The following is an 18,935-nucleotide window of genomic DNA, read 5'->3' as shown; positions in this document are numbered from 1 at the left end:
ATAGCTCAGTTGGTAGAGCACGACCTTGCCAAGGTCGGGGTCGCGAGTTCGAGTCTCGTTTCCCGCTCCATATTTAACGAAAACGCCGATCAGCAATGATCGGCGTTTTTGTGTGCGCGGCTTTTTATCCGCCGAATCTAGTTCGGCGCGTAAGCGTCTTGCTTCGGTATAAAAAAGCGTGAGAACAGTTCGGACTGCGACTTGATGTTCAACTTGTTGTAAATGTTGCGCCGGTGCACCTTGATTGTTTCGGTAGACAGGGACAATTTGCCGGCGATCTCTTTGTTCGAAAAGCCGCTGAGCAGCAATTTGAGTACATCCTTTTCACGCGCGGTTATCTGCGTGCCGAGTTGAACGATGGCTTCCGACCACGGTGGTGGCTCACTGAGATTTTTTTCCAGGTCCGTCTCAAAGCACATGCGTTGATGCATCAATGCCATGACCCAAGGCTTGATGATCTCCAGTGTGGTGATCTGCTCCGGGCTGAAGCGCACGTTACTGCCGAAGGAAATACACAGCGTTCTGTTCGCGTCGAGCTGCACGTTGTACTGCACCTCATCCACAGAGACATACGGGGCGAAATACTGGTGGTAATACTCGGTAGTCAGGAAATGCTCCGGCGCGATGTCTGACAAATGGAAAAAGCCACTCTGTGGGTTTTCACGGTTGGCTATGTAAAAAGGGTCGAGCAAATAAAGCCCTTTTACGTAGCGTTGTGTCAGTGCATCCACTTCCTCGGCGTCGGCAACTTCGGGCACGGAGATCACAGTGACGTGTTGATCGCTGAACACCAATACAACCCAGTTATCGATCTGTACGTATTCTTTTAATACGCGAACCAGAGAGCTCCAGAAAGCCGGGCGGTTCAGCTCCATGATCAGCTTGCCGGCCGACCGGTGCCAGGCCAAGTCATGAAGGTCGAGTGACATTTACTACCCCTTTAGGGTTAGGGATTCATAGGTCTGAGCTAAGTACTTGTAGGTATTTACTAATCGACGACGGCGGGTATATTCACCCACCAGTGGTGATGGCCATGAAGGCCATTCGTTATGACAAGGATAGTTATATGAATAAATCACATTTGCGCGCCATTTTTTTGGCCTCGCTTGTCTGTGTTGGCGCAAGCACGCCGGCAGCGGCGGCAGAGCCACGGGTCAATCTGTACAACTGGTTCGGGTTGATCGCCCCTGAGACGCCGAAAGAATTCGAGCAGAAAACTGGCGCCAAGATGCACGTGGATACCTTTGACAGTGCCGAGGTCATGCAAAGCAAAGCCATGGCTGGGCGCACCGGGTACGACGTCGTCGTTGCCACGTCCAACGTCTTGCCAAGCCTGATTCAGGCTGGCGTCCTGGCGCCGCTGGACCGCAGCCAACTGAGCAACTACTCCCATCTCGACCCCGAGATGATGGCGTTGCTTGCGATAAATGATCCCGGCAATCTCTACGCCGTGCCTTACTTGTGGGGCACCACCGGCATTGGCTACGACGTGGATAAAGTCAAAGCGGCCCTGGGTGATAACGCCCCGGTGGACAGTTGGGACTTGATCTTCAAAGAAGAAAACATCAGCAAGCTCAAGTCGTGCGGCGTGGCGATGCTCGACTCTCCGAGTGAAATCATCTCCATCGCTCTGCATTACCTCGGGCTGCCGAGTAACAGCCAGAACCCAGAGGATTACCTGAAGGCACAGGCGCTGCTATTGAAAATCCGCCCTTACGTCCTCTACTTCGACTCTTCCAGAACCGATGCCGACTTTGCTGATGGCAACATATGCGTGGTCGTGGGTTGGGCGAGCGGGGCACTGACGGCGCAGGCCATCAACGAGAAAAACAACACCGGGCGCAAGATTGCCTACAGCCTGCCGCGCGAAGGTGGGCTGGTCTGGTCGGAAAATTTTGTGCTGCTTAAAGATGCGCCCCATGCCAAGGAAGGTCTGGCTTTCATCAATTACATGCTTGAACCACAAGTGATTGCCAAAAGCTCGAACCACACGCTTTACCCGAACGCTAACAAGGACGCCACTGAGTTCGTCGAGCAGAAGCTGCGCGACAACCCTTGGATTTATCCTGACAAGAATACGGTTGCCACACTTGTTCCGCTTGAACCACTACCGTTGAAGTTAGAACGAATCCGCACGCGTGTGTGGACCAAGGTCAAGAGCGGTACATAACCCGCTTGGCATTCATCTTTATTGGCAGAGGGTTACATGGCTATTTGCAAAGAAACCAAAGCCGACAGTCATCAATTAGTGACGCTGATAAAGATGGTTGAGGCCTATGAGGCGCAAACAACCCATGGCCTCGCGTCACTGGGTAATGATGAACGACTGCTGAACCGCATCAAGGCATTGCTCCATAAACATGATGGGAGGAGTCGCTCGACGAAAGTCGATCAGCGCAGGCGTATGAATGGGGCCATAACGGCCCCGCTTTATCCGTCGGCAGACTAAGGGGCTGTCGCAGCGTTTCCAGGGAGGAGAAAAATCATGCGCCATGCGGCTAACCCATACTTTCTGAAGCCGGACGAATACCAGGCCTACAAGGAAATCGAAGAACAGATCGGCCATTGCACGCCCGAACAAGCCTGGGCGATGTATTGCGTCTCGAGCGGGATGGTGCGCGAGTTCATCACGCTGGCGGTGATGGAGCATATCGGTCGGGGCAATCGGGCGCTGTTGCTCGAGTGTCCCGACCTTGCTCGGCTCCAAAACAGCGGCCATGGCGCGCTCTAGCTTTTGTCGATGCATGCGTGTCATCAACGCCTGCTCATCACCCGCGCCAAACGCAGTATGGCTTCCCGGATCTCATCCCGGTCAAGCGGGACAAACCCCAGGCTCAGGGCATTTTCCGGCATATTCAGCGGTGAGAACTGACGCGCGCTGCGCACCACCACGCCCCGACTTCTGAGGGGCAGGCTGCTGCCGTGTTACGGCAGCGCCTTCGCGAGCAAGCCCGCTCCCACTGGATTTTTCGGTGAAGTTTGAAATGGGTTATCAAGGCTTGCCAGGATGCGGTTCCGGGTACTGCGCCGCTACATCCAGTGCCTTGGCATACGGCCCATCCCACAATTGCGCATGCAGCTCGCCCACACGCTTGGCCATCACCGCGTCATGCATCACCACTTCCAGGTTGCGCGAGTTATCGAAGTAACCACCCAGCCAGTTACTGGTCCCCACCCAGGCCACTTGCCCGTCGATTTCCATGGTCTTGCTGTGGATCACCCGCGCGTAAGGAATAAATCCCTGCTTGGCCTCGGGCAGCGTAACGATCTTGACCTCGATATTCGGCAGCACGGCCAGGCTTTTCAGGTACGGCAATTCCAGGGCTTCGGTGTTCCAGTTGGACACCATCAGCTTCACCGACACACCACGCGCTGCGGCGGCGCGCACGGCGTTGTCGATCACCGCGTAGTACGGCCGGGTTCGGTCCGGCCCGTAGGACAGCGGCGCGTAGTCGAGCAGTTGCACGCGCACTTCTTTCTTGGCCTCGCTCAACAGGCGCGGCAGTTCCAATTGTGAATCGCCCACGCCGGGCGGATTGTAGCGTTGTGGGCTGGCCACCAGATAGTTGCCGGTGCGTCCCTGCTCCTGGCCCGCAGCCGGCAGCGGCACGGGTTGTTTATCTGTAAGGGCGGCCTGGGCTTGCCAGTCCTGATTGAAGATCGCCTGCACCTGGCTGACCACGGTTGTATCGCTGATGCGCAAACCGGTTTCGTGGATATGCTCCAGCGAACGCCAGTCGAAGTTCTGGCTGCCGATAAACGCCTGCTTGCCGTCCACCACCATGTATTTCGCGTGGATGATTCCGCCACTCAGTTGCCCGTACGAAAGCACGCGGAAGGTCAGGTTGGGAATCGCGCGCAAGCGCTCCAGGGTCGACGCTTCCGACAGCCGGATACCTTTTTCTTCCAACAGAAAGCGGATTTTCACCCCGCGCTTGCCGGCGGCTTCCAAGTGTTCGATGACCGTGTCCATCACCGAGCCGGGATGGTCGGCCGCGTAGAACTGGCCGATATCAATGCTGTTTTTTGCACCGTCAAACAATTCGATCCACACCGGGCCCGGCTGACGCAAATCGGCCGTGCCCAACGTGGTATCCACCGGCACGGTGTGCACCAGTTCAAACCCCGGAATTGAAAAGTCCGCCTGGGCAAGCGGACTGAGGAGCAAGCCGGTCAGGCCTGCGATACGCAACTTCATCGAGAGGGACATAGGCGTCTCATCGGGCAAAAAGAAAGGCGGGCGCATCATGCGCCCGCCTTGAAGGTCATGCTGTGCGGGTATGCAGCGGTGTCGGCACCAGGTGCGGCACTTCACCCTGTACGCGGGCACCGGTCGCAGCGCGGATCAGCAGGATTTTCAGCTGGTCGTTGATGCGCTCTAGGCTGTCCTGGAAGAAGTTGTGGAACACCACGCAGAACAGCGCGATGGCGATACCCAAACCCGTGGCGAACAGGGCCGTACCGATACCACCGGAAATCTGGCCCGGGTCGGACACGCCGGCAGTGGCCAGCGCTTTGAAGGTGTCGATGATGCCGAGAATGGTGCCCAGCAGGCCGAGCAGCGGCGCGGCGGTGGTGATGGTTTCGATGATCCACAGGCTGCGGGACAGCGGCGCGCGGGTCTTGAGGTACTGGGTTTCGATCTCGTCGTCCAGGTCCTTGCGCGAACCATGGGAAGCCTTCTGCGCCAGGATCGGCAGCACCATGCTCAGTGGCAGGCTGTCGCGGCGGGTCAGGTTTTCCGGCAGGTCACGCTCGCTGTGCACATTGGCGCCCAGCACTTCAGTCAGCGCACGGGCCTGACGGCGCACGTAGGCGAAGTAGATGCCACGTTCGATGGTGATGAAGATCGCAATCGCCAGGGCGGCGTACATCACATAAAAGGTGATTTGGTGAAGCAGGTTCATGTCCATGATGCTGAGCCTCGCAGTTAGAAATTGGCTTCCAGGGATACGGTGACGGTGCGGTCAAGCCCAACGATGTAAGCCGGGTCGCCGTCGCGGAAACCGCTGTAGCTCGCCGAGTTGGTCTTGGTGGTGTACACGCCGTCCAGGTACTTCTTGTCGAACAGGTTGTCGACGTTCAGGCGCAGGGTTGCGTCCTTGACGACTTTCTTGTCCACCGGCAGGTAGATACCGGCGCCGAGGTTGAAAACGGTGCGGGCGGAGATGGCTTCGTCGTTGGTCAGGTCGCCATAGAGCTTGCTGGTGAACTTGCCGCCGAAGGTGCCGTAGAAGCGCCCGTCGTCATAGCCGACGTTGGCTGCGAGCATGTTGGTCGGCACGTTGGCGAATTGCTTGCCGCTGGTGGGCAGCACGATCGGCTTGCCGGCGCTGTAGACGGTCAGGTCATCCTGCTGCTTGGAGCTGGTGTAGGTGTAGGAGGTGTAGTAGTTGAAGTTGTGCGGCAGCTTGCCGCTCCACTCCAGTTCCAGGCCTTTGTTGATGACGGTGCCGGCGTTGATGTCGGCGGAATCACCATTGCTGTCCAGGGAGGTGAGCTGGCGATTCTTGAACTGCATGTAGAACAAGGTGGCGGCGAGGGTGCTGTCTTCGCCGGTGTAGCGCCAGCCCAGTTCCTGGTTCCAGCTGAGCTCCGGCTTGGAGTCGAGGGAGCCGACGCCTTTGTCGTACAGCACGTAGTTCTGCGGAATCCGCATGTTGCGCGACAGGCTATAGAACAACTGGTCACGCTCGTCGATCTGGTACTTCAGGCCGGCGTTGGGCAGCAGTTTGTTGTAGGTCTGGCTGGCCTTGCCCGGTTGCTCGGTGAGGCTGCCGTGGTTGGTGCCGTCACGCTCGACGTTCATGTAGGCGATGCCGGCGATCAGTGTCCAGTCCGAGTTGATGTACCAGGTGTCCTGGGTCCAGACCTTCTGCGCCGGCGTCACGGTGTAGCGGTCGCGCCCCTGCACGGTGTTGCCGTTGGCGTCGACCACGGAGTTGCCGTCGGGCCAGGTGTCGCTCGGCTTGCCGTTGTTCTTCAGGGCAATGAACGGCTGGGTCTGGCTTTGGCGGGCGCGTTCGTACCAGTAGCCGAATTGCAGGCTGTGATCGCCCAGGTCCCAGTTCAGCTTGGTGGTGATGCCCGGGCGCCAGGTCTGGGTGCGCGAAGGGCGGTAGTAGACGCCGGTGGTCGCGGAACCGTCGGCGTTGTATTGAGCCTGTGTCGGCAGGTTGCCGAGGTCGAAAACGCCGCCCTTGTTCGAGCCACTGTTCAGCGCATAGGCCGAAGAGCCCACGCCACTGCCGTTGCCGTAGTAGTAATACGGGATCACCGAGAGGGACAGATTGTCGCTCAGTTTGTACTGGGTGTTGAGCACGGCGGTGAAGGTCTGGAACGGGTTCTGCGCCAGGTCGTAGTAGCTGCTGATCTTGCCGTTGGCGCCCACCGCCGGTGTCGCCGGATACGGGTCGTACTTGCGGCCGTACTGCTGGAACTGTGACTTGGTCAGTTGGCTGTAGCTGTTGTTGTCCTGCTCGTGGTACTTGAGGATCAGGTTGGCGGTGTTGCCGTTGCCGGCGTCGAAGAAGCTGTTCCACTCCACCTTGTCCGCACGCACGGCACCCGAGCCGCGCCACATCTGGCCTTCGGTGTGGGAGGCCGACAGCCAGTTGCTCAGGCCGTTGACTTCACCGGTGTTGAGGCGGGCAAAGGTCTTGCGGGTGGCGTTGCTGCCGACCACTTGCTTGACGAAGGCACCGGTTTCCTTGGTGGGGCGAATGGTCACGATGCCGATGTTGCCGCCGCTGGAACCGATGTGCGGGCCGTCGGCTTCCGACGAGCCCTGGGTGACGAAAATCTGGTCGATGTTTTCCGGGTCGCCCAACAGGTTGGAGTACAAGGCGTAGTTGCCGGAGTCGTTGATCGGCATGCCGTCCACCGACATACCGACCTGGTCGGAGTTCATGCCGCGCATGGTGAAGCGGAAACCCGAGAGGCCGGTGTTGTCTTCACTGGAGATGTTCAGGCCCGGGGTGTACTTGAGCTTGTCGATGGCGTTGCCGGTGGCCGTCTGTTTGTCCAGCGCTTCCTTGGTGATGGTCGAGCGGCCCTTGGCGCTCTCTTCCTGGACCATGTAACCGCCCCCCGCGGTTGCCTTGCCCTGTACCCCAATAGTCCCGACGTCACTGTCGCTGGTGTCTGCCATGACCACTCCATGGGTCATGCTCGTCGCGGCAACGAGTGCCAGATGAATCCGGGTGAACTTCATCACTGTCGTCCTGGTGGTGTGTGCTTATTGCACGCTGTAGTTGAAGGTGGCGGTGAAGCGCTGCTCGTTACGTCCACCGAAGGCTTGTTCGGGGAACGGTTTCACCTGCTTGATACGGCGCAGGCTGTTGGTGGCGGCCCGGTTGAGCAGCATGCTCGGCGCCGGGGTCTGGATCCCGGAGTCGAGGACGCGGCCTTGGCGGTCCACCATTAACCAGACCACCACCTCGCCACTGGGGCGTTCGAGGGACGCCTGGCGCCCGGTGGGGTATTGCTTGTAGGTGTCCAACTCGTTGCGCAAGCCCTTGAGGTAGCCGCCTTCCAGCGCCTGACCGTCGACTTTCGGCGGCGCCGGTGGCGCGGCGGGTGCTGGCGTGGGTGCGGGAGCGGCTTGCACCGGTTTGGCGGCCACCGGAGCTGGCGCAGGCACAGGCACAGGCGTTGGCTTGGCGACCACGGGCTTGGGCACCGGTTTTGGCTTGGGCTCAGGTTTTGGCAGAGGCTTGGGCACCGGTTTGGGTGGCGGAGGCGGCGGGGCGGGTTCGGCCTCTTCGTCTTCGATCACCGGCGGCGGTGGCTCTTGCTCCACCACGGGCTCGGGGACCACTTCCGGCTCGGGCTCCACCAGGGCAAGTTCAACCGCCGACTCGTCGTACTGCGGCTGGATCTTCAGGGGTTGGGACTGGATACCCAGTGCAATCAGCACCAGGGCGATCAGGGCCGGGACACTGCCCAGCAGCCGACGCGCACGAAACAAGGCATACATGATCAGGACTTTTTCGTGGCGATGGAGACAGAGGTAAAGCCACCCACGCGCAGGGTGTCCATCACCTCGACCAGGCGCGACACTTCCACGCCTTTGTCGCTGTTGACGATGATCGTCGACTTGGTGTCAGGCTTCTCGGCGGCCTTGAGAGCAGGCACCAGTGCCTCGACGCTCATGTCCTTGCCATCGAGCTGCAATTGGCCTTCCAGGCCCAGGGTCAGGATGAATTTATTCTGCGGCTTGAGCTGTTGTGAACTGCTGGCGCTCGGCAGCTGAGTCTTCATGCCCAGGGCCGGAATCACGTTCAAACTCACCAGTACAAAAAACACCAACAGGAACATCATCACGTCGATCATCGGGATCAGTTCGATGTGTGCCTTGCGCTTTTTGGGTTCATCCCAAGTTCTCATTCCGCTACCCCACCGTTGATTAGGGGCGACACGCTAGCAACCAAAAATGACCGAATGGTTAACTTTAATTTAAGCTTTTAAGGCTCTAGGACGCGTCTTACAGACGACTCGTGGGTCTATTTATCTACGTAATGAAACTGACACGACGCGGGTACATTCTTGGAGAATTTATTTCGCGAGTCCCTCTGCATGAGCATTGCACTGCCCCATTTATCTACCCCGCGCCTGCTGTTGAAACCTCTGCAAAAGGAGCAGGCCGAGACGTTGTCGGTGCTGGCCAACGATACCGATATTGCGAACAACACGGCTGCGATTCCATCGCCTTACACCTTGGAAACCGCACACGTCTTTATTGATGGCCAGGCAGAGAATTACCGCTCGGGGCATTCACTGGGGCTGGGTATTCATCTGCGGGAAACGGGCGAATTGATCGGCGTGATCAGCCTCAGGTTGTCTGCGGCTCATCGAAGTGGGCATCTCGGGTATTGGGTGGCCGCCCATTGTCGAAGCCAGGGTTATGCCGCCGAAGCAGCGGCGCAGATCATGGCGTTTGGGTTTAGCGAATTGGCGCTGCAGCGTGTGGGCAGCCAGTGCTTTGCCCGTAACAAAGGGTCCGCTCGGGTCATGGAAAAAATCGGCTTGGCTTACGAAGGGTGCATGAAGGGCGCCTTCCTCAAGAATGGGGTGCAGGAGGACATGTTGTTGTATGGCCTGGTGCGTGCGGATTGGAAGGAGCACGGTTGATGAGTGTCGATCACGGCCGCCGTCGAGTACTGGGCGGGCTGGCGATTGCCACCGCGTTTTCGATCCTCAGTCCTTTTGCCCGCAGTGCAGGCATCGACTATCCCTTCACCCTCGGCGTGGCTTCAGGCGATCCGTTGCCCGATGGTTTCGTGATCTGGACGCGCCTCGCGCCGTTGTTCAATGCCGCAGACGGTCGCGGCGGATTGAACCGAGCAGTGCCGGTGCGCTGGAAGGTGGCCAGTGATGCGGCGATGACGCGGGTTGTGCGCCAGGGCGAGGTGATGGCCAGCGAGTGTTTCGCCCATTCGGTGCATGTGGAAGTCGCCGGGCTGGAAGCGGGTCGACCGTACTGGTACCAGTTCGAAGGCCTCGGCGCGCAAAGCCCGGTGGGGCAGTCGCGTACGGCCCCGGCGGTGCATGCCGTGGCATCGGCGCAGTTGGGTTTTGTCTCCTGCTCCCATTGGGAGCGAGGCTACTTCAGCGCCTATCGTCACTTGGCGGCCGAGCAGCCTGACCTGGTGTTTTTCCTCGGTGATTACATCTATGACAGTTCCTACGCGGCCGACTCCGGCAAGATCATTCGCCCCCACGGCAGCGGCAATGCGCTGAACCTGGTGGATTACCGCAACCGTTACGCCCTGTACAAGACCGATCCGGATCTGCAGGCACTGCATGCCGCGGCGCCCAGTGTGGTCACCTGGGACGATCACGAAGTGCAAAATGACTATGCCAATGAATGGTCCCAGGACCCGAACATCCCGGTGGCGAGTTTTCTCAAGCAGCGGGCGGCGGCCTACCAGGCGTTCTACGAGCATATGCCGCTGCGGGCGAGCAGCCTGCCGCGCGGGCCGGACATGCGCATTTATCGGCGTTTGGACTACGGCCGACTGGCGCGTTTCCATGTGCTGGATGGGCGTCAGTACCGCTCCGAGCAGCCATGCATCCTGGCCAATGGCAGCCACAAGGGGCATGTGGCCGCGAATACCTGTGCCGACCTGCGCGATCCCCGTCGCACCATGCTCGGCTGGGAGCAGGAAGCGTGGCTGGATCAGGGCTTTGCCGAGTCCCGGGCGCAATGGAACGTGATCGCCCAGGACCTGTTGGTCGCGCCGCTCACACAACGAGACCTGACCAATCACAAGCCTGGCCGCTGGACCGATGGTTGGGATGGTTACATGGCCAACCGTGAACGGATGCTCGCTTCGATGGTGCGCAGGAAGGTGAATAACCCGGTGTTCTGGGGTGGCGATATTCACTCGTTCTGGGCGACGGACCTGCACGCTGACGGAGGGAACCTGGATTCGCCGGTGGTCGCTACCGAGTTTGTCGGCACCTCGGTGACCTCTGACGGGCCGCCGTTTGAGGCGTTCAGTGCGATCCTGCCGCTCAATCCCCATGTAAAGTTTTTCGACAGCCGCCAGCGCGGCTATGTGTCGGTAGCGCTTGAGGAGAAGAGCATGCTGACGCACTTCCGGGTGATTTCCGATCCGAAGGATCCAAATGCCAGTGTCTCAACCCTCAAGTCGTTTGTGGTGGAGCCGGGCAGGGCGGGAGCGATTGCGGTTTAGTCAGTCCAGGGTATAGCGCACCGACAACGCACCCTTTTTCTCGGAGAGGGCCAGGATCGTCACTTGGCCCACGTCCCCCAATGCCTGCACATGCGTACCGCCGCAGGCATAGGCCGGCAGCTCGCCAAAACCCACTTCCCGCGTGCCCTCATCCAGTGCCATATGGCGCGGCAGGTTGGCGGCGATCCATTGGTCGACTTGCCGCTGAATCGCCTCGGCGTCCATGGGTTGAGCCGAAGTACCGCGAATAAAGGTGATCTTGCCTTCGCCCGGCCAGTGATGGGCCTTGATCGGCATCCAGCCCAGGGTTTCGCCGGCATTGCCGATCAGATGCCCGGCTGAATGCAGGCGCGTGTGCAGGTTACGGCGGTCTTCATCGACGCGTGCCTGTATCGCGCCGGGTGCTACGGGGCGGTCGACGTAATGCACGATGCGATCGCCTTCCTGCACGACCTTCAACACCTGGCTTTCTCCCAGCCAGCCGGTGTCGCATGGCTGGCCGCCACCTTGGGGGTGGAAGATCGTCGACTGCAGGACTACCGCAAATTGGTTATCAAAAGGTGTGCATCCCAGCACTTCAAGTTCGGCATTCAGGTGGTCATGGGTAAAAAACAGGCGCTGGGTCATCATCTACATCCGCATCAGGGTTTCTATCCGGCAGTATAAGAAGTGCGCCAATGGGTGATAATCCGTTCAAATCTCAATGGACTTGTGCGTCATGAGCATCAATCTTCCCTTGCCTCTGCTCGGCGAAATGGCGATTTTCGTCAAGGTGGTGGAAACCGGCAGCTTTTCCGAGGCCGCACGGCAATTGGGTGCATCGCCGTCCTCTGTGAGCCGCAGCATCTCGCGCCTGGAAAAAGCCCTGGCGACCCGCCTGCTGCAACGCACCACGCGCAAGTTGCGCCTCAGCGAAGGAGGCGAAGAGGTGTTCAAGCGCTGCCAGGAGATGGTCAGCGCCGCGCGTTCTGTAATGGAAATCAGCGGGCAGTACACCCATGAAGCCGAAGGGTTGGTGCGGGTCAGCGTGCCCAAGGCGGTGGGGCGTTTTGTGGTGCATCCCCATATGCCGGAATTTCTGCGGCGTTATCCCAAGGTCGATGTGCAATTGATCCTTGAGGACCGGCATGTTGACCTGATTGATGACAATGTCGACCTGAGCATCCGCATCACCGACAGCCCGCCGCCGGGCTTGGTGGGGCGCCAATTACTACCTATCGAACACTTGATCTGCGCCACGCCGCATTACCTGGCGGAGCACGGTGCGCCGCAGGATCCCCATGATTTGTTGGAGCACAGTTGCATCTACCTGGGCGAGACGCCTGGGGATGCGCGCTGGAAGTTTCGCCAGGGCAGCAAGGCGGTGACGGTCGGGGTGCGCGGGCGGTATGCGGCGAATCACACCGGGGTGCGGCTGGATGCGGTGTTGCAGCATGTGGGAATTGGCAGCTTGCCGTATTTCACGGCGCGGCATGCGCTGGAAGCGGGGGAGGTGGTGCAGGTGTTGCCGGGGTGGGATTTTATTGCGTCGTACCACGGGGATGCCTGGTTGCTGCATTCGCCGACGCGATATCTGCCGCCGAAGTTGCGGGTGTTTATTGATTATCTGGTGGAGTGCATGGCCAAAGAGCCGACGCTGAAGAAACGGTAGGAATGCGATCGAAATGTGGGAGCGGGCTTGCTCGCGAATGCGGCGTATCAGTCACCTAAAATATTGACTGACACACCGCATTCGCGAGCAAGCCCGCTCCCACATTGGATTTTCGTGAGCCCTGAAATCAGTGCTTGGGCTGGTCATTGGACATGGCCAACAACTGCTTTTCCTGGTTCCAGTCGAATGGTTCGTCGTTCTGTTCCGCTTCGAAGCGACGCTCTTCCAGAGCCTGGTACAGGTCCAGTTCGTCGTCGGGCATGAAGTGCAGGCAGTCGCCACCGAAGAACCACAGCAAGTCACGCGGCACCAGGTGAGCAATTTGCGGGTAGCGCAGGATGACCTGGCTCATCATGTCCTGGCCCAGGTACTGGCTTTCGATCGGGTCGATGGGCAGCAGGGCGCGCAGTTCATCGAAGCGCTCCAGGAACAGGAGGTGGCTTTCCTCGGGCACCTGTTCGGCTTCGCCGACGGCAACCAGGATGCTGCGCAGGTGGTCGAGCAAGACGAGATGATCGGCAACGACATTGGACACGAGATAAGTCCTCAAGAGCAAAACGGGCGCGAGAGTATATAGCTCAAGCGCCCGTTTTTATATGACCGCTGGGATCAGCGGACTTTTCCCTCAGCCTGGGTCAGCTCTTCCTTGCTGAAATCATCCACGTCGATCACCTTGCGTCGTGCCGCTTCGGCGTCACGCAGGGTCTGCGCCTCGGCTGGTTGCAGCACGCCGGCATGCAGCGCGGCGTCGATGGCGTGTTCGCCGGCGGTCGGTTTGACCTGGCCGCTCTTGAGGCCTTCGTGGAGTTTTTTCTGCAATGGATGGCTGTCGGCCAACAGGTCGTAGGCGTGTTGCAGGGCACCCACCGGATCTTCGGCGGACTGTGGGCGATAGCAGCCCGCTAGCACTGCTTCCAGGGTCGGGTCACCCTTGGCGCGACCAAGCACTGCGGCCACCTCGGCATCCAGTGCATCGGACGGGCCTTTATGACGGCGGCCGAACGGGAACACGATCACCCGCAACAGACAACCCAACACCTTGCTCGGGAAGTTGGTCAGCAATTCATCCAGTGCCCGCTCGGAGTGGCCAAGGCTTTCTTCCATGGCCCAGGCGAAGAGCGGTTCCAGATGGTCTGGCGAATCCAGGTCGTGATAACGCTTGAGCGCCGCCGACGCCAGGTACATATGGCTCAGCACATCACCGAGACGTGCCGACAGGCGTTCGCGACGTTTCAACTCGCCGCCCAGCAGCATCATGCTCAGGTCCGCCAGCATCGCAAACGCAGCAGCCTGACGGTTGAGTGCGCGGAAGTAGCCCTGGCTCAAGCGATTGCCCGGGGCTTTCTCGAAGTGGCCGAAACCGAGGTTCAGCACCAGGGTGCTGGCGGCGTTGCTCACGGCAAACCCGATGTGCTGCAGCAGCAGTCCGTCGAATTCCTTTAGGGCCTGGTCATGGTCTTCACGACCAGCCAGGGCCATTTCCTTGAGTACGAACGGATGGCAGCGGATCGCACCCTGGCCAAAGATCATCAGGTTGCGCGAGAGGATATTCGCGCCTTCCACGGTGATGAAGATCGGCGCGCCTTGCCAGCTGCGGCCCAGGTAGTTGTTGGGCCCCATGATGATGCCCTTGCCGCCGTGCACGTCCATTGCATGGCTGATGCACTCGCGGCCGCGTTCGGTCAGGTGGTACTTGAGAATCGCCGACAGCACCGAGGGTTTTTCTCCCAGGTCGACGGCATTGGCGGTGAGCATTCGCGCGCTGTCCATCAGCCACGCGTTACCGCCGATGCGGGCCAAGGCTTCCTGGATGCCTTCAAAGGCCGCCAGTGGTACGTTGAACTGCTCACGCACCTGGGCATATTGGCCGGTCACCAGGCTGGTGAACTTGGCCGCGCCGGTGCCAACCGCTGGCAGGGAAATCGAACGGCCTACCGACAGGCAGTTCATCAGCATCATCCAGCCCTTGCCGAGCATTTCCTGGCCACCGATCAGGAACTCCAGGGGAATGAACACGTCCTTGCCGGAGTTGGGGCCGTTCATGAACGCGGCACCCAGTGGCAGGTGACGGCGGCCGATTTCAACGCCCGGTGTGTCGGTGGGGATCAGCGCGAGGCTGATGCCGAGGTCTTCTTTGTCGCCCAGCAGGTGGTCCGGGTCGTGGGCCTTGAAGGCCAGGCCAAGCAGGGTCGCCACCGGGCCGAGGGTGATGTAGCGTTTTTCCCAGTTCAGGCGCAGGCCGAGGGTTTCCTTGCCTTCCCATTCGCCTTTGCAGATCACCCCGGTGTCGGGCATGGAGCCGGCATCGGAGCCCGCCAGTGGACCGGTCAGGGCAAAACACGGGATATCGTCGCCACGGGCGAGGCGGGGCAGGTAATGGTTGCGTTGTTCATCGGTGCCGTAGTGCAGCAGCAATTCGGCCGGGCCCAGGGAGTTGGGGACCATGACCGTGGAGGCGAGGTCGCCGCTGCGGGTTGCCAGCTTCATCGCGACCTGGGAGTGGGCGTAGGCGGAGAAGCCTTTGCCACCGAATTCCTTTGGGATGATCAGGGCAAAAAAACCGTGCTGCTTGATGTGCTCCCAGGCGGCGGGCGGCAGGTCCATGGCCTGGCCGATTTCCCAGTCGGTGACCATGGCGCACAGTTCCTCAGTAGGACCGTCGATGAAGGCTTGTTCTTCTTCGGTCAGTTGCGCCTTGGGATAAGCCAGCAGCTTGTCCCAGTCGGGGCGGCCGCTGAACAGCTCGCCGTCCCACCACACGGTGCCGGCGTCGATGGCGTCGCGCTCAGTCTCGGACATCGGCGGCAGGACTTTCTGGAACCAGTTGAACAGCGGCGCGGTGAAGTACTTGCGACGCAGGTCCGGCAGCAGCAGCGGGGCGGCCACCACGGCGATCAGCACCCAGAAGATCAACAGCAACCAGCCTGGAGCATGGCTGAAGGCGCCCATCGCCAAGAGGTAGACGGCGACCACGCCGATGGCGGGCAGGGGCGCGATGCGCCGGTGCGCCAGGTAGGCAATGCCCACCACCAGAACCAGTATCCACAACAACAGCATATTCAATCCTCCGTGAAACCAGGTGCGAAATCACCTCTGAGCTTAGTCGGCATCCGAAAAAGCGCGGTGACGAGGGTGTTACGTGGTGTGCCGGCAAAGATCAGCACCAAGCGCCGACATTTGGCCGAATCGTCGTTATCCCAGGTGCAGGCCTGTGGTTAGACTCAACGCTTGCCTCGGAGATTAACCTCATGAATGCGTACTTGAATCCCGGCCGCTTCATCGATAGTGACCACCCTGCGGTGGTGGAGTTCGCCGAAAAACATCGCGGTTCGAGTGCCGCGCTCAGTGACCAGGCAGTCAGTCTTTACTATGCTGTGCGCGAGGCGGTGCGCTACAACCCTTACACCTTCAGCCGTGACCCGCAAACCCTCAGCGGCAGCTTCGCCCTGGCGGCCGGCGAGAGTTATTGCGTGCCCAAGGCGACGCTATTGGCGGCGTGCGCAAGGCACTGCGGGATTCCGGCACGCATCGGCCTGGCCGACGTGCGCAACCACCTCTCGACGCCCCGTTTGATCGAGCTGCTCAGAAGTGACGTATTTGCCATGCACGGCTACACCGAGCTGTATCTGGATGGCCGTTGGGTCAAGGCCACGCCCGCATTCAACCAGCAACTGTGTGAACTGTTCGACGTGCCACCCCTGGAGTTCGACGGCATCCACGACAGTGTTTTCCACGCCTTCAACCGCAAGGGCCAGCGTTCCATGGAGTACGTGGTGGACCATGGGCAATTTGCCGAGGTACCCGAGGAATTCTTCTTCGCCCACATTCAGAAATGTTACCCGCACCTGTTTGGCGAGCAGATGCCGATCCTGTTGGGCGACATGCAGAGTGATTTAAGCCGGGCGTGATCCGGCGTATGCTGCCTCGGCATTCATCCAACCATCTTTTTCAAAATCGGGGCGGTCATGCTGAAAATCTGGGGTCGTAAAAATTCGTCAAACGTCAGGAAAGCACTGTGGTGCGCCGAGGAGCTCGGCCTGGACTATGAGGCAATTGATGCGGGCGGGGCTTTTGGTGTGGTCGACACGCCGCAATACCGCGCGCTGAACCCCAATGGCCGCGTGCCGATGATTGAAGATGGCGACTTTGTGCTCTGGGAGTCCAACACCATCGTGCGCTATCTGGCCGCCAAGCATGCGCCGGATTCGAACTGGTACCCGAGCGACCTGCAAGCCCGCGCCAACGCCGAAAAGTGGATGGACTGGACCACCTCGACCCTCGCCGACCCTTTCAGGACCGTGTTCTGGGGCGTACTTCGCACCCCTGCCGAAAAGCAGAACTGGGACACCATCAACGCCGGTCGCCAGGCTTGCATCGACGTATTGCAGACGGTGGATCAGGCCTTGGCGACGCAACCTTACCTCTCCGGCAAAGAGATCGGCATGGGTGATATTCCCTTGGGCTGTTTCATCTATGCCTGGTTCGAGATGCCCATCGAACGCCCGTCGATGCCGAACCTGGAGGCCTGGTACCAGCGCCTGCGCCAGCGTCCGGCCTATCAAAAAGCGGTCATGACCGCGTTGACCTGATACCCACTATTAATACGGGTGACTGTACTTGTGCGGCGCGGACAAGCACCATGCTTGTCACGCGCAGCCGTTGTATTCCGTGCGGTCCGCCCTCATGTAACAATTCTATTCCTCTTCTTTGGTGCGTAATCCGATATGAGTTCCGCTCTGTCCATCCGGCAGCTAACCAAAACCTACGGCAACGGTTTCCAGGCCCTGAGTGGTATCGATCTGGACGTTGCCGAAGGTGATTTCTTCGCCTTGCTCGGCCCTAACGGCGCTGGCAAATCCACCACCATCGGCATTCTCTCGACCCTGGTCAACAAGACCACCGGTACAGTGAACATCTTTGGCCACGACCTGGATAAATCCCCGGCGGCGCTCAAGCGCAGCATTGGCGTGGTGCCCCAGGAGTTCAACTTCAACCAGTTTGAAAAGACCTTCGACATCGTTGTGACCCAAGCCGGTTACTACGGCATCCCGCCGAAGATCGCCAAGGAACGTGCCGAGCAATACCTCACCCAACTGGGGTTGTGGGACAAGCGCGACGTGCCTTCACGCTCCCTGTCTGGCGGCATGAAGCGCCGCCTGATGATCGCCCGCGCCCTGGTTCACGAACCGCGCCTGCTGATCCTCGACGAACCGACGGCGGGTGTGGACATCGAACTGCGTCGCTCGATGTGGACCTTCCTCACCGAGCTGAACCAGAAAGGCATCACCATCATCCTCACCACCCACTACCTGGAAGAGGCTGAGCAGCTGTGCCGCAACATCGGCATCATCGACCACGGCACCATCGTCGAAAACACCAGCATGCGTAACTTACTGAGCCAGTTGCATGTGGAGACCTTCCTGCTCGACCTGAAAAACGACATGACGGTTGCGCCCCAGTTGATCGGCTACCCGAATCGCCTGGTGGACAGCCACACACTGGAAGTCCAGGTGGATAAAGCCGTGGGCATCACCGCGTTGTTCGGCCAGTTGGCCACCCAGAACATCGAAGTGCTGAGCCTGCGTAACAAAACCAATCGCCTTGAGGAGTTGTTCGTGTCCCTGGTGGAGAAAAATCTGGCGAAGGTGGCGGTATGAGTTCGGAACTGCAACCCAACCTCGTCGCGCTGCAGACCATCGTCTACCGCGAAGTGAAACGCTTCACCCGGATCTGGCCGCAAACCCTGCTGCCGCCGGCGATCACCATGGTTTTGTACTTTGTGATCTTCGGCAACCTGATTGGTCGGCAGATCGGTGATATGGGTGGCTTCACCTATATGGAGTACATCGTGCCGGGGTTGATCATGATGTCGGTGATTACCAACTCCTATGGCAACGTGGTGTCGAGCTTTTTTGGTAGCAAGTTCCAGCGGTCCATCGAGGAATTGATGGTGTCGCCGGTGTCGCCCCATACGATTCTGATCGGCTACACCCTGGGCGGTGTGCTGCGCGGGTTGATGGTCGGGGTGATTGTGACGTTGCTGTCGTTGTTCTTTACCCATTTGCAGGTGCATCACCTCGGGATCACCCTGCTGGTGGTGGTGCTGACGGCGACGATCTTTTCGTTGCTGGGGTTCATCAACGCGGTGTTTGCGCGCAACTTTGACGATATTTCGATTATTCCGACCTTTGTGCTGACGCCGTTGACGTACCTGGGTGGTGTGTTTTATTCGATCACCTTGCTGCCGCCGTTCTGGCAGACGGTGTCGTTGGCTAACCCGGTTTTGCATATGGTTAACGCGTTTCGCTATGGCATCTTGGGCGTTTCGGATATCAAGATCAGTGTGGCGATCACGTTTATGCTGGTGGCGACTGTGGTGCTGTATGTGGGGTGTGCGCGGTTGTTGGTGAGTGGGCGTGGGATGCGCACCTAAGCGTTTAGATGTAATGAGAAACGGCCTCCAGATGAGGCCGTTTTTTTGGGATTTTGGGGGGGAGTACATATCCGTTATTTAGGTAACGGCTGCTTATGGTTCCGCTCTTACAGCGGGTCACTTTTGGCAAACGCCCCAAAAGTAACCAAAA

At 59.4% G+C, this 18,935-nt stretch carries 19 protein-coding genes; 10 read left to right on the top strand and 9 right to left on the bottom strand.

Features of this window, described 5'->3' with window-relative positions:
* Window positions 1-137: 137 nt before the first annotated feature.
* Complete coding sequence (locus tag K0H47_RS28545; RefSeq protein WP_063028253.1) at window positions 138-929, bottom strand: response regulator transcription factor; 792 nt, start codon at window positions 927-929, stop codon at window positions 138-140.
* A gap of 137 nt (window positions 930-1,066) precedes the next feature.
* On the opposite strand from K0H47_RS28545, the gene K0H47_RS28540 reads away from it, so the two are divergent.
* The 3 genes from K0H47_RS28540 to K0H47_RS28530 are packed head-to-tail and all read left to right on the top strand — an operon-like array spanning window position 1,067 to window position 2,731.
* Window positions 1,067-2,170 (top strand): polyamine ABC transporter substrate-binding protein, encoded by a 1,104-nt coding sequence (locus K0H47_RS28540; RefSeq protein WP_063028255.1) that lies wholly within the window; start codon window positions 1,067-1,069, stop codon window positions 2,168-2,170.
* Window positions 2,171-2,206: 36 nt separating this feature from the next.
* Window positions 2,207-2,449, top strand: a complete 243-nt coding sequence (locus K0H47_RS28535; protein ID WP_219273991.1) for a hypothetical protein — start codon at window positions 2,207-2,209, stop codon at window positions 2,447-2,449.
* Between the two features lie 36 nt (window positions 2,450-2,485).
* Window positions 2,486-2,731: a hypothetical protein gene (locus K0H47_RS28530; RefSeq protein WP_219273990.1), complete on the top strand. Its 246-nt coding sequence runs from the start codon at window positions 2,486-2,488 to the stop codon at window positions 2,729-2,731.
* A gap of 261 nt (window positions 2,732-2,992) precedes the next feature.
* Here K0H47_RS28530 and K0H47_RS28525 read toward each other — a convergent pair whose 3' ends face one another.
* From K0H47_RS28525 to K0H47_RS28505, 5 genes are read right to left on the bottom strand one after another with little or no spacing between them, the layout of a single operon-like run.
* Window positions 2,993-4,210 carry a phospholipase D-like domain-containing protein gene (locus K0H47_RS28525; RefSeq protein ID WP_063028259.1) on the bottom strand — a complete coding sequence of 406 codons (1,218 nt, stop codon included), beginning with the start codon at window positions 4,208-4,210 and terminating at the stop codon, window positions 2,993-2,995.
* 55 nt (window positions 4,211-4,265) lie between these two features.
* Window positions 4,266-4,913, bottom strand: a complete 648-nt coding sequence (locus K0H47_RS28520; protein ID WP_063028261.1) for a MotA/TolQ/ExbB proton channel family protein — start codon at window positions 4,911-4,913, stop codon at window positions 4,266-4,268.
* A gap of 17 nt (window positions 4,914-4,930) precedes the next feature.
* Window positions 4,931-7,213 carry a TonB-dependent receptor gene (locus K0H47_RS28515; RefSeq protein ID WP_063028263.1) on the bottom strand — a complete coding sequence of 761 codons (2,283 nt, stop codon included), beginning with the start codon at window positions 7,211-7,213 and terminating at the stop codon, window positions 4,931-4,933.
* A 24-nt stretch (window positions 7,214-7,237) separates the two neighbouring features.
* Window positions 7,238-7,978 (bottom strand): energy transducer TonB, encoded by a 741-nt coding sequence (locus tag K0H47_RS28510; RefSeq protein WP_219273989.1) that lies wholly within the window; start codon window positions 7,976-7,978, stop codon window positions 7,238-7,240.
* 2 nt (window positions 7,979-7,980) lie between these two features.
* Window positions 7,981-8,388 carry a biopolymer transporter ExbD gene (locus tag K0H47_RS28505; RefSeq protein WP_017480231.1) on the bottom strand — a complete coding sequence of 136 codons (408 nt, stop codon included), beginning with the start codon at window positions 8,386-8,388 and terminating at the stop codon, window positions 7,981-7,983.
* Between the two features lie 189 nt (window positions 8,389-8,577).
* Between K0H47_RS28505 and K0H47_RS28500 the strand changes: the two genes are divergently transcribed.
* Together K0H47_RS28500 and K0H47_RS28495 are read left to right on the top strand one after the other, a co-directional pair.
* The gene (locus K0H47_RS28500) at window positions 8,578-9,132 is read left to right on the top strand and encodes a GNAT family N-acetyltransferase (protein WP_063028267.1); all 555 of its coding nucleotides are present in this window, start codon (window positions 8,578-8,580) and stop codon (window positions 9,130-9,132) included.
* Window positions 9,132-10,700 carry an alkaline phosphatase gene (locus K0H47_RS28495; protein WP_177071972.1) on the top strand — a complete coding sequence of 523 codons (1,569 nt, stop codon included), beginning with the start codon at window positions 9,132-9,134 and terminating at the stop codon, window positions 10,698-10,700. Before K0H47_RS28500 ends, K0H47_RS28495 begins: the two co-directional genes overlap by 1 nt.
* On the opposite strand, the gene K0H47_RS28490 is transcribed toward K0H47_RS28495, so the two are convergent.
* Window positions 10,701-11,327: an alanyl-tRNA editing protein gene (locus K0H47_RS28490; protein WP_177027298.1), complete on the bottom strand. Its 627-nt coding sequence runs from the start codon at window positions 11,325-11,327 to the stop codon at window positions 10,701-10,703. It lies immediately after the preceding gene.
* Between the two features lie 91 nt (window positions 11,328-11,418).
* On the opposite strand from K0H47_RS28490, the gene K0H47_RS28485 reads away from it, so the two are divergent.
* Window positions 11,419-12,351, top strand: coding sequence for a LysR family transcriptional regulator (locus tag K0H47_RS28485; RefSeq protein ID WP_177071971.1), 933 nt, complete (start codon window positions 11,419-11,421; stop codon window positions 12,349-12,351).
* A gap of 127 nt (window positions 12,352-12,478) precedes the next feature.
* On the opposite strand, the gene K0H47_RS28480 is transcribed toward K0H47_RS28485, so the two are convergent.
* Window positions 12,479-12,886: a PA2817 family protein gene (locus tag K0H47_RS28480; protein WP_003217220.1), complete on the bottom strand. Its 408-nt coding sequence runs from the start codon at window positions 12,884-12,886 to the stop codon at window positions 12,479-12,481.
* 74 nt (window positions 12,887-12,960) lie between these two features.
* Entirely contained in the window at window positions 12,961-15,408 is a 2,448-nt protein-coding gene (locus K0H47_RS28475) for an acyl-CoA dehydrogenase (RefSeq protein WP_093207632.1), read from the bottom strand.
* 191 nt (window positions 15,409-15,599) lie between these two features.
* Here K0H47_RS28475 and K0H47_RS28470 point away from each other — a divergent pair, with 191 nt between their 5' ends.
* The 4 genes from K0H47_RS28470 (at window position 15,600) to K0H47_RS28455 (ending at window position 18,784) form a co-directional block, all read left to right on the top strand.
* A complete protein-coding gene (locus K0H47_RS28470; RefSeq protein WP_063028277.1) occupies window positions 15,600-16,259 on the top strand; it encodes a transglutaminase family protein in 660 nt (219 codons plus the stop codon).
* Between the two features lie 57 nt (window positions 16,260-16,316).
* Complete coding sequence (locus K0H47_RS28465) at window positions 16,317-16,940, top strand: glutathione S-transferase family protein (protein ID WP_201139681.1); 624 nt, start codon at window positions 16,317-16,319, stop codon at window positions 16,938-16,940.
* 135 nt (window positions 16,941-17,075) lie between these two features.
* On the top strand, window positions 17,076-18,008 hold the full coding sequence (locus tag K0H47_RS28460; protein WP_017480239.1) for an ABC transporter ATP-binding protein: 933 nt from the start codon (window positions 17,076-17,078) through the stop codon (window positions 18,006-18,008).
* Window positions 18,005-18,784, top strand: a complete 780-nt coding sequence (locus K0H47_RS28455) for an ABC transporter permease (RefSeq protein WP_003217229.1) — start codon at window positions 18,005-18,007, stop codon at window positions 18,782-18,784. Before K0H47_RS28460 ends, K0H47_RS28455 begins: the two co-directional genes overlap by 4 nt.
* The last annotated feature ends 151 nt before the right edge of the window (window positions 18,785-18,935 follow it).

Origin of the sequence: Pseudomonas sp. Xaverov 83, from assembly GCF_019352905.1 — a bacterium.
In the GTDB taxonomy this organism is placed as follows: domain Bacteria; phylum Pseudomonadota; class Gammaproteobacteria; order Pseudomonadales; family Pseudomonadaceae; genus Aquipseudomonas; species Aquipseudomonas yamanorum.
The sequence above is the reverse complement of the archived record's forward strand: the minus strand, read 5'-3'. Positions and strand labels throughout refer to the sequence as shown.

Bases quoted from the DNA above. Each gene is read 5' to 3' on its own strand.
- K0H47_RS28545 (WP_063028253.1), bottom strand. From the start codon at position 929: ATGTCACTCGACCTTCATGACTTGGCCTGGCACCGGTCGGCCGGCAAG.
- K0H47_RS28540 (WP_063028255.1), top strand. From the start codon at position 1,067: ATGAATAAATCACATTTGCGCGCCATTTTTTTGGCCTCGCTTGTCTGT.
- K0H47_RS28535 (WP_219273991.1), top strand. From the start codon at position 2,207: ATGGCTATTTGCAAAGAAACCAAAGCCGACAGTCATCAATTAGTGACG.
- K0H47_RS28530 (WP_219273990.1), top strand. From the start codon at position 2,486: ATGCGCCATGCGGCTAACCCATACTTTCTGAAGCCGGACGAATACCAG.
- K0H47_RS28525 (WP_063028259.1), bottom strand. From the start codon at position 4,210: ATGTCCCTCTCGATGAAGTTGCGTATCGCAGGCCTGACCGGCTTGCTC.
- K0H47_RS28520 (WP_063028261.1), bottom strand. From the start codon at position 4,913: ATGGACATGAACCTGCTTCACCAAATCACCTTTTATGTGATGTACGCC.
- K0H47_RS28515 (WP_063028263.1), bottom strand. From the start codon at position 7,213: ATGAAGTTCACCCGGATTCATCTGGCACTCGTTGCCGCGACGAGCATG.
- K0H47_RS28510 (WP_219273989.1), bottom strand. From the start codon at position 7,978: ATGTATGCCTTGTTTCGTGCGCGTCGGCTGCTGGGCAGTGTCCCGGCC.
- K0H47_RS28505 (WP_017480231.1), bottom strand. From the start codon at position 8,388: ATGAGAACTTGGGATGAACCCAAAAAGCGCAAGGCACACATCGAACTG.
- K0H47_RS28500 (WP_063028267.1), top strand. From the start codon at position 8,578: ATGAGCATTGCACTGCCCCATTTATCTACCCCGCGCCTGCTGTTGAAA.
- K0H47_RS28495 (WP_177071972.1), top strand. From the start codon at position 9,132: ATGAGTGTCGATCACGGCCGCCGTCGAGTACTGGGCGGGCTGGCGATT.
- K0H47_RS28490 (WP_177027298.1), bottom strand. From the start codon at position 11,327: ATGACCCAGCGCCTGTTTTTTACCCATGACCACCTGAATGCCGAACTT.
- K0H47_RS28485 (WP_177071971.1), top strand. From the start codon at position 11,419: ATGAGCATCAATCTTCCCTTGCCTCTGCTCGGCGAAATGGCGATTTTC.
- K0H47_RS28475 (WP_093207632.1), bottom strand. From the start codon at position 15,408: ATGCTGTTGTTGTGGATACTGGTTCTGGTGGTGGGCATTGCCTACCTG.
- K0H47_RS28470 (WP_063028277.1), top strand. From the start codon at position 15,600: ATGAATGCGTACTTGAATCCCGGCCGCTTCATCGATAGTGACCACCCT.
- K0H47_RS28465 (WP_201139681.1), top strand. From the start codon at position 16,317: ATGCTGAAAATCTGGGGTCGTAAAAATTCGTCAAACGTCAGGAAAGCA.
- K0H47_RS28460 (WP_017480239.1), top strand. From the start codon at position 17,076: ATGAGTTCCGCTCTGTCCATCCGGCAGCTAACCAAAACCTACGGCAAC.
- K0H47_RS28455 (WP_003217229.1), top strand. From the start codon at position 18,005: ATGAGTTCGGAACTGCAACCCAACCTCGTCGCGCTGCAGACCATCGTC.